Source organism: Kocuria sp. APC 4018 (assembly GCF_030407675.1).
Lineage (GTDB): Bacteria > Actinomycetota > Actinomycetes > Actinomycetales > Micrococcaceae > Kocuria > Kocuria rhizophila.
The window spans coordinates 86,162-93,640 of the sequence record NZ_JASDCY010000002.1 but is presented as its reverse complement, the minus strand read 5'-3'; the positions used below and the strand labels follow the sequence as shown (position 1 = coordinate 93,640).

General features: G+C 67.9%; 7 protein-coding genes. 2 read left to right on the top strand and 5 right to left on the bottom strand.

Annotation, left to right across the window (positions count from 1 at the left end):
- Positions 1-167 precede the first annotated feature (167 nt).
- Together nucS and QL985_RS00915 are read left to right on the top strand one after the other, a co-directional pair.
- Positions 168-863, top strand: coding sequence for an endonuclease NucS (nucS, locus tag QL985_RS00920; RefSeq protein ID WP_012398056.1), 696 nt, complete (start codon positions 168-170; stop codon positions 861-863).
- Between the two features lie 363 nt (positions 864-1,226).
- On the top strand, positions 1,227-1,430 hold the full coding sequence (locus tag QL985_RS00915; protein WP_012398055.1) for a cold-shock protein: 204 nt from the start codon (positions 1,227-1,229) through the stop codon (positions 1,428-1,430).
- 147 nt (positions 1,431-1,577) lie between these two features.
- Here the strand turns inward: QL985_RS00915 and murA are convergent, their stop codons facing one another.
- From murA to atpA, 5 genes are all read right to left on the bottom strand, one after another.
- Complete coding sequence (murA, locus tag QL985_RS00910; protein WP_135009943.1) at positions 1,578-2,861, bottom strand: UDP-N-acetylglucosamine 1-carboxyvinyltransferase; 1,284 nt, start codon at positions 2,859-2,861, stop codon at positions 1,578-1,580.
- A 145-nt stretch (positions 2,862-3,006) separates the two neighbouring features.
- Complete coding sequence (locus tag QL985_RS00905) at positions 3,007-3,285, bottom strand: F0F1 ATP synthase subunit epsilon (RefSeq protein ID WP_012398053.1); 279 nt, start codon at positions 3,283-3,285, stop codon at positions 3,007-3,009.
- 3 nt (positions 3,286-3,288) lie between these two features.
- Positions 3,289-4,755 (bottom strand): F0F1 ATP synthase subunit beta, encoded by a 1,467-nt coding sequence (atpD, locus tag QL985_RS00900; protein WP_135009941.1) that lies wholly within the window; start codon positions 4,753-4,755, stop codon positions 3,289-3,291.
- Between the two features lie 42 nt (positions 4,756-4,797).
- Positions 4,798-5,709, bottom strand: coding sequence for a F0F1 ATP synthase subunit gamma (locus tag QL985_RS00895; protein ID WP_059281178.1), 912 nt, complete (start codon positions 5,707-5,709; stop codon positions 4,798-4,800).
- A 58-nt stretch (positions 5,710-5,767) separates the two neighbouring features.
- Entirely contained in the window at positions 5,768-7,393 is a 1,626-nt protein-coding gene (gene atpA, locus QL985_RS00890) for a F0F1 ATP synthase subunit alpha (RefSeq protein WP_019309349.1), read from the bottom strand.
- Positions 7,394-7,479 lie beyond the last annotated feature (86 nt).

Sequence of the window (7,479 nt, the reverse complement as noted above, 5' to 3'; positions counted from 1 at the left end):
GATCGATCCTGAATCTCGCCCTGCGTCAGGCGGACTTGCTGTGAACCACTGGACTCAACTCACCCTGACACGCAGGGGCACACCGCGGTGGCGGGTGATGGGGTGCCTCCCATCCGGCAGCACGCCGCGGTGGGTGCGCCGGCGTGCCGTGCGGATAGGCTGTCCGGGTGCGTTTAGTGATTGCCGACTGCTCCGTCCGCTACGAGGGGCGGCTCAATGCCCACCTGCCCCTGGCACGGCGCCTCATCATGCTCAAGGCGGACGGCTCGGTGCTGATCCACTCGGACGGCGGCTCCTACAAGCCGCTGAACTGGATGAGCCCGCCCGCCACCCTGCGCGTGCGTGAGCCCTCCGAGGAGCTGCTCGCTGACGGCGTCAAGGAGGTGTGGGAGGTCCAGGCCGGCAAGTCCGACGACCGGCTGGTGATCCACATCATGACCGTGCACAGTCGGCTCGAGCACGAGCTCGGCGCGGACCCCGGGCTCATCAAGGACGGCGTGGAAGCCGATCTGCAACGGCTGCTCGCGGAGCAGATCACGCTGCTCGGGGAGGGCTTCTCCCTGGTGCGCCGCGAGTACCCCACCACCATCGGACCGGTGGACATCCTCGCGCGTGACGCCAACGGCGCCACCGTGGCCGTGGAGCTCAAGCGCCGCGGTGACATCGACGGGGTGGAGCAGCTGACCCGCTACCTGGAGCTGCTCAACCGGGACCCGCTGCTGCGTCCGGTGCGCGGAGTCTTTGCCGCCCAACAGATCAAGCCCCAGGCCCGCACCCTCGCCCGGGACCGCGGGATCGAGTGCCTCAGCCTGGACTACGACGAGATGCGCGGCAACGTGGACACCCAGTCCCGGCTCTTCTGACACCGCCCGGGTCCCCCGCCGTGGCGCGACCGCGGCACGGGAGCGTCGTCGCCGTCACCAGCCGAGCCCCGCCGAGGGCATGCTGTCTCCTGCGCGTCCGTGCAGGCACGGGAGCCCCTCGGGAGCCACGTCACAGTTGTGCTCAGCGCCCTGAGGACTGTTGACCCTCGACCGCCGGTGTGTGATGCTTGTGATGTTCTCGCTTCATGTTTGACATGCTCGCAGGAATGGTAGCGAGCGTGAAGTTCTGACTGGCGCTGTGGCACAACACATCGTGAGCCGCATCCACAGCCTTCTCGCGGTACCAGTTCAGGTGCACAACCGTGTGCACGCACTACATACTCCAGAAGGAGATGCCCCATTATGGCTCAGGGCACCGTTAAGTGGTTCAACGCAGAGAAGGGCTTCGGCTTCATCACGCCGGACGACGCTGACGGCGACGTCTTCGTCCACTACAGCGAAATCCAGTCGGGTGGCTTCCGCACGCTCGAGGAGAACCAGCGCGTCGAGTTCGAGATCGGCCAGGGCCAGAAGGGCCCCCAGGCCACCGGTGTGACCGTCATCTGACAGTCCCCTCGGACCCGGAAGGCCCCGCCACCGCATGGGTGGCGGGGCCTTCCGCATGTCACGGCCAGCACCTCCCCGCTCCCCTGCTCACGGGCGCAGGGGCGTTCCGCAACGCGCGCGGTCGGCAGCGGGTGGTCCCTCCGCAGCTCAGCCGCGGCCCGCGCTGACCCTGCGCTGGGCGGCCACCCCGGCGGCGGAGAGGTTCTTCACGAAGTGCTCGTAGCCCCGGTCGATGTGCTCCACCCCGGAGACCTCCGTGGTGCCCTCCGCGGCCATGCCCGCGATCACCAGGGCCGCTCCAGCGCGGATGTCCATGGCCTCGACGGGAGCGCCCGAGAGAGTGCGAGCGGGCACGCCGTCCACCCGGGCGTGATGGCCGTCCAGGTGCACCCTGGCCCCGAGCCGTTCCAGCTCCGCGGTGAAGCCCCAGCGGGCCTCGAACACGTTCTCGGTGATGATCCCGGACCCCTCCGCCACCGCGTTGAGGGCCACCACGAACGGCTGCAGATCCGTGGGGAAGCCCGGGTACGGCAGCGTGGACACGTTGATCGCCCGCGGCCGCTCGGGTCCCCTGACCGTGAGTACCCCCTGCCCCGTGGTGATCTCGCAGCCGGCCGCGCGCAGCTTGTCCAGCACCACGGCCATGTGCTCCGGCTCCGCTCCGGCGATCTCCACCGTCCCGCCCGTGACGGCGGCCGCGAACGCCCACGTGCCGGCCACGATGCGATCCGCCACGGTCCGGTGCGTCACCGGGTGCAGGGCTGACACGCCCGTGATGGTCAGCGTGGTGGTGCCCAGCCCGTCGATCCTGGCACCCATGGCCTGGAGCATGCGCCCGATGTCCACGATCTCGGGCTCACGCGCCACGTTCTCCAGAACGGTGACCCCCCGCGCCGTGGTGGCCGCCGTCATGAGGTTCTCGGTGGCACCGACGGACGGATAGCCGAGGCGGTAGGTGGCGCCCACGAGTCCGCCGGGGGCGCTCGCGCGCAGGAACCCCCGCTCGATGCTCAGTGTCGCGCCCATGGCCTCGAGCCCCGCACGGTGCATGTCCAGACCGCGGGTGCCGATCGCGTCGCCGCCCGGCAGCGCGACCTCCGCACGCCGGCAGCGGGCCATCAGCGGACCCAGCACGGAGATCGAGGCACGCATGGCGCGCACGAGGTCGTAGTCGGCCTGGTGACCCAGCTCCTCGGGGACGTCGATCGCCACGGTTCGCCCGGCGGCGTCGTAGTGCACGTCGCAGCCCAGCCGGCGCAGCAGCTCCGCCATCACGGTGACGTCCTGGATCTCCGGGACGTTGGTGATGGTGGAGCAGCCCGGGGCGAGCAGGGCCGCGGCCATGAGCTTGAGCACACTGTTCTTGGCCCCGTACACGGGCAGCCGCCCCTGGACCACCGTGGGTCCGTGAACCTCGATCGTCTCTTCCACGTTTCCTCCTCGGGCGCGGTGGCGCCCCTCCTGCCGTGCTCCGGCGGGCGTGGCGTCCACGCACCCCGTCACAGGGTGGCCGAACGGCGACGACCCCCGCACCCCAGCGGGGCACGGGGGTCGACGTCGACCTGGCGGTTGCGGATCAGGCGGACCGCTGCTCCGCGTCCAGGGTGACCTTGTCGGCCACCACCGTCACGCGGTTGTCGTCCACCGACACGAGTCCGGAGTCGATCCGGCCGCCGAGCCGGTCCCCGTCCACGCGGTCGATCGCGAACTCGCCCGGCTTGAGCAGACCGGCCATGGACTCGTGACCGGGCATGATGCCGATGTCGCCCTCGGTGGTGCGCACACGGACCAGCCGCGCGGCACCCGCCCAGATCTTGCGATCCAGGGCGACGATTTCCACGATGAGTTCAGCCATGGCTTACTTCTCGCCCGTCTCGGCCTTGATCTCGTCCCACTGACGCATGACGTCGTCCAGGCCGCCCACGTTGTAGAAGGCCTGCTCCGGAACGTTGTCCAGCTCGCCGTCGCAGATCTTGCCGAAGGCCTCGATGGTCTCCGCGAGGGGAACCGTGGAGCCCTCCACACCGGTGAACTGCTTCGCGGTGTAGGTGTTCTGGGACAGGAACTGCTCGATGCGGCGTGCGCGGGACACCACGACCTTCTGCTCCTCGGAGAGCTCCTCCACACCGAGAATCGCGATGATGTCCTGCAGCTCCTTGTTCTCCTGCAGGATCGACTTCACGCGGGTGGCCACGTCGTAGTGGGTCTGGCCCACGTACTGCGGATCCAGGATGCGGGAGGTCGAGGACAGCGGGTCGATCGCCGGGTACAGACCACGCGAGGCGATCTCACGCGAGAGCTCGGTGGTCGCGTCCAGGTGCGCGAACGTGGTCGCGGGGGCCGGGTCCGTGTAGTCGTCCGCGGGCACGTAGATGGCCTGCATGGACGTGATGGAGTGCCCGCGCGTGGAGGTGATGCGCTCCTGCAGCACACCCATCTCGTCCGCGAGTGTGGGCTGGTAGCCCACGGCGGAGGGGATGCGGCCCAGCAGCGTGGACACCTCGGAGCCGGCCTGCGTGAACCGGAAGATGTTGTCGATGAACAGCAGCACGTCCTGGTTCTGCACGTCGCGGAAGTACTCCGCCATGGTCAGACCGGTCAGGGCCACGCGCAGACGCGTTCCGGGCGGCTCGTCCATCTGGCCGAACACGAGAGCGGTGTCCTTGAGAACGCCCGCCTCCTCCATCTCGACCCACAGGTCGTTGCCCTCACGGGTGCGCTCGCCCACACCGGCGAACACCGAGGTGCCACCGAAGTTGCGGGCCACACGGGTGATCATCTCCTGGATGAGCACGGTCTTGCCCACGCCGGCGCCGCCGAACAGACCGATCTTGCCGCCCTTGATGTAGGGGGTCAGGAGGTCGATGGACTTGATGCCCGTCTCCATCATCTCGGTGCTGCCCTCGAGCTCCGCGAAGGACGGTGCCTTGCGGTGGATGGGCCAGCGCTCCTGGATGTCCAGCTCGTCGGTGGGCATGTCCAGGGCGTCACCCAGGACGTTGAAGATGTGGCCCTTGACCACGTCGCCCACGGGCACGGAGATGGGCGAGCCGGTGTCCTGCACGGGCGTGCCGCGCACCAGACCGTCGGTCTGCTGCAGGGAGATGGCACGCACCACATTGGTGCCCAGGTGCTGAGCGGTCTCGAACGTGATCCGGCGGGGCTTGCCGTTGAAGTCGTAGTCCGCGGTCAGGGCGTTGTAGAGGTCCGGAACCTGGTTCTCGGGGAACTCGACGTCGACCACGGGTCCGATGACTCGGGCGATGCGGCCGACGCCGCCGCGCGAAACCGGCTGGGCCGCCTGGTCGTTGATAGTGGCAGTCATTTCTCTCACTTCGTTTCGGCTGGCAATGGGGAGAGCGCGGGCCTAGAGGGCCTCGGCGCCACTGACGATCTCTGTCAACTCGGTGGTGATCTCCGCCTGACGGGCGTTGTTCATCAGGCGTGTGTACTTCTTGATGAGCTCGGTGGCGTTGTCACCGGCGGCCTTCATGGCGCGCTGACGGGACGCCAGCTCGCTCGACGCCGCGTGGCACAGCGCGGAGTAGACCCGGGCCCGGACGTACCTCGGCAGGATCTCGTTGAAGACTTCCTCCGGGTTCGGCTCGAACTCGAACTGGTTGGCGTGCTCGCGCAGATCGTCGAACCGCTCCGAGACGTCGTCCCCGAGGTCGTTGGCGTCCGAGATCTCCAGGGGCAGCAGCCGCAGGACACGGGGTTCCTGGCTCACCATCGAGTTGAACTGCGTGTAGACGAGGAGGACCTCGTCCACGCCGTTCTCCTCGTACGCGGCACTGATGTCGTGCATGAGGCGCTCCGTGAGCTCCTCGGCGCGCTCCGTGCTCGCGCTGTCCGTGTTGCCGGTCCAGAAATCGTCGTAGTCACGGTGCCGGAAGTCGAAGTACGCCTTGGCCTTGCGCCCCACCAGGTAGATGTGGGCTTCCTTGCCCTGCGAGCGCAGCAGCTCCAGCAGCTCCTCCGTGCGCTTGAGCACGTTGGAGGAGTAGGACCCTGCGAGGCCGCGGTCCGAGGTGAAGACCATGACGGCGGAGCGCCGCACCTGGTCCGGGACCGTGGTCAACGGGTGGGAGATGTTGTGCTGCGTGGCGATCTGGGAGGCCGCGCGGGTCAGCGCGTTGGCGTACGGGTACGCACCTTCGAGACTCTGACGGGACTTGCTGATGCGCGAGGTCGCGATCATCTCCATCGCCTTGAAGATCTTCTTCATGGACGAGGTGGACGCGATCTTCTGTCGGTAGACCCGAATCTGCGCTCCCATGGGCTTTTCCTTTCGGCACCGCGGTGGTGCGCCGACGGACGGCGCACCACCTCAACGGTTACTTCTTGACGATCGTTTCCTGGTTCACGGAGCTCGAGCCCAGGGACTCGTGCTCCTCGACACCGGCCTCGATCCCGTGCTTGGAACCGTGGAAGTCCCGCTTGACCTCGGCCACGGCCGTCTTCAGCGCCTCGATCGCGTCGTCCTCGAGCTTGCCCGTGGAGTTGATCGAGTCCATGACGTTGGTGGTCCGGCGCACCTGGTCCAGCAGGGCGCGCTCGAAGTCGCCCACGTTGGCCACGTCCACGTCGTCGAGCTGGCCGGTGGTGCCCGCCCAGATGGAGACGACCTGGTCCGCCACGGGGTACGGCGTGTACTGGGGCTGCTTGAGCAGCTCCATCAGACGCTCACCGCGGGTCAGCTGCTGGCGCGAGGCCGCATCCAGGTCGGAGGCGAACATGGCGAACGCCTGCATGGAGCGGTACGAGGCCAGGCTCAGCTTCAGCGTGCCGGAGACCTTCTTCATGGCCTTGACCTGCGCGGCACCACCCACGCGGGACACCGAGATGCCCACGTCCACGGCGGGGCGCTGGTTGGCGTTGAAGAGGTCCGACTGCAGGAAGATCTGACCGTCGGTGATGGAGATGACGTTGGTCGGGATGAACGCCGAGACGTCGTTGGCCTTGGTCTCGATGATCGGCAGCCCGGTCATGGAGCCCGCGCCCAGCTCGTCGGAGAGCTTGGCGCAACGCTCGAGCAGACGGGAGTGCAGGTAGAAGACGTCGCCGGGGTACGCCTCGCGTCCCGGCGGGCGGCGCAGCAGAAGGGACACGGCCCGGTAGGCCTCGGCCTGCTTGGAGAGGTCGTCGAACACGATCAGGACGTGCTTGCCGCCGTACATCCAGTGCTGGCCGATGGCCGAGCCGGCGTAGGGGGCGAGGTACTTCAGACCGGCCGACTCGGAGGCCGGGGCGGCCACGATCGTGGTGTAGTCCAGGGCGCCGTTGTCCTCGAGCGTCTGACGCACGGCCGCAATGGTGGAGGCCTTCTGACCGACCGCCACGTAGATGCAGCGCACCTGCTTGTCGACGTCACCGGACTCCCAGTTGGAGCGCTGGTTCAGGATGGCGTCCACCGCGATGGCGGTCTTGCCGGTCTGACGGTCGCCGATGATCAGCTGACGCTGGCCACGCCCGATCGGAATCATGGCGTCGATCGCCTTGATGCCGGTCTGCAGCGGCTCGTGCACGGACTTTCGCATGGTCACGCCCGGAGCCTGCAGCTCCAGCTCGCGGCGGCCGTCCGTGGCAATGGGGCCGAGGTCGTCGAGGGGCTCGCCCAGCGGGTCCACCACGCGGCCGAGGTAGCCCTCGCCCACGGGCACCGAGAGCACCTCACCGGTGCGGTGGACCTCCTGGCCCTCCTCGATGCCCTGGAAGTCGCCCAGCACCACGACGCCGATGTCGCGGGTGTCGAGGTTCAGGGCCAGGCCCAGTACCCCGTTCTCGAACTTGAGCAACTCGTTGGCCATGACGGAGGGCAGACCCTCCACACGGGCAATGCCGTCCGCTGCGGACGACACGCGTCCTACTTCTACTCGTTCCACGTTGCCGGGATCGTAGGACGCCGCGAAATCGTTCAGCGCGCTACGGACTTCATCGGCATTGATGGTCACATCGGCCATCTGCTGTCCCTGCTCTCTACGTCGTGTGATCATCGACTCGACGATGACCAAGCTTGTTCTTGTCGCGATGCGTTGCCCCATCGCCG

Excerpts from the sequence above, each read along its gene's own strand:
- QL985_RS00895 (WP_059281178.1), bottom strand. The coding sequence starts at position 5,709 with ATGGGAGCGCAGATTCGGGTCTACCGACAGAAGATCGCGTCCACCTCG.
- atpD (WP_135009941.1), bottom strand. The coding sequence starts at position 4,755 with ATGACTGCCACTATCAACGACCAGGCGGCCCAGCCGGTTTCGCGCGGC.
- atpA (WP_019309349.1), bottom strand. The coding sequence starts at position 7,393 with ATGGCCGATGTGACCATCAATGCCGATGAAGTCCGTAGCGCGCTGAAC.
- QL985_RS00905 (WP_012398053.1), bottom strand. The coding sequence starts at position 3,285 with ATGGCTGAACTCATCGTGGAAATCGTCGCCCTGGATCGCAAGATCTGG.
- QL985_RS00915 (WP_012398055.1), top strand. The coding sequence starts at position 1,227 with ATGGCTCAGGGCACCGTTAAGTGGTTCAACGCAGAGAAGGGCTTCGGC.